The sequence below is a fragment of the Lamprobacter sp. genome (assembly GCF_034860625.1).
Taxonomy (GTDB): domain Bacteria; phylum Pseudomonadota; class Gammaproteobacteria; order Chromatiales; family Chromatiaceae; genus Lamprobacter.
The window spans coordinates 1-944 of the sequence record NZ_JAYESN010000622.1 but is presented as its reverse complement, the minus strand read 5'-3'; the positions used below and the strand labels follow the sequence as shown (position 1 = coordinate 944).

Here is a 944-nt window from a genome sequence, read left to right as displayed (position 1 = left end):
GCTGAAGGCCTGCGAGCTGGCGTTGCTGTCGATGCTGATGGGGCTCGGTCGCAATCCACTCGGTGCCCTGCTCTGGGCGCTGCCGGGGCTGGTGTCGCTGATCATCAGCATCTTCCTGTTCGCGGTGTTGATCCGGGTAATCCTGAGCTGGGTGAATCCTGATCCGTACAATCCGGCGGTGATGCTGCTCAGCGATGTCACCGACCCGATCATGCGCCCCGCGCAGCGGCTGATCCCGCCGATGAGCGGTATTGATCTGTCACCGATGGTGGTGATGATTAGCTTGGTTTTGCTCGAGATGCTGTTGCTGCCGCCGTTGCGGTTGTTGACCGGGAGTCCTTTCTAATGAAGAGGAAAGTCATACCATGAGCAAAGAGCCCGACAATCTTGTCCTCGACATCTTGCGAACCATGCGCTCTGAGATCCGCTCCGACATGAGCGAGGTCAAGCAGCGTCTCTCGGCGGTTGAAGTCCAAGTCTCAGCCATGGGCCAGCAGCTTGCTGGCCTGAGCACGGCGTTCTACAGCAGTAAAGGCGAGATGGACGAGTTTCGTCGACGTCTTGAGCGCGTTGAGCGTCGATTGGAGCTCCGAGACAGCGAAAGCGCTTGAGCAGCGGCAAGTCCAAGGGCAACTGCCATGAACGAAGGTACTGAGACCGACTCCACCGACTGGTATCGCTGGGACGGCAACGATCTGCTACTGCGGCTGCGCGTGCAGCCACGCGCTGGCCGCAACGCCTTCGCTGAGCCGTTCGGCGATGCACTCAAGGTCAAGCTCAAGGCGCCGCCGATCGATGGCCGAGCCAACGCCGAGTTGGTGCGGTTCATTGCTGAGCGCTTTGGCGTCTCGCGCAGCGCGGTCGATCTGGTCAGTGGGCTGCAGAGCCGGACCAAGCAATTGCGCATCAAAAACCCAGGTCAGCTGACATTGGACATCAACGAC

3 protein-coding genes are annotated in these 944 nt (G+C 60.1%); all 3 read left to right on the top strand.

Translation table 11 applies throughout. The features are described 5' to 3' along the window. Positions 1–346, top strand: a 346-nt coding sequence (locus VBE63_RS30300; RefSeq protein ID WP_323686673.1) for a YggT family protein, incomplete at its 5' end; no start/stop codon positions are given. A 19-nt stretch (positions 347–365) separates the two neighbouring features. Next, positions 366–611, top strand: a complete 246-nt coding sequence (locus VBE63_RS30295; protein ID WP_323686672.1) for a hypothetical protein — start codon at positions 366–368, stop codon at positions 609–611. Positions 612–638: 27 nt separating this feature from the next. Further along, a partial coding sequence (locus tag VBE63_RS30290) for a DUF167 family protein (protein WP_323686671.1) occupies positions 639–944 on the top strand: 306 nt, incomplete at its 3' end.

Coding starts and splice junctions, on each gene's coding strand:
- VBE63_RS30295 (WP_323686672.1), top strand. CDS start 366: ATGAGCAAAGAGCCCGACAATCTTGTCCTCGACATCTTGCGAACCATG.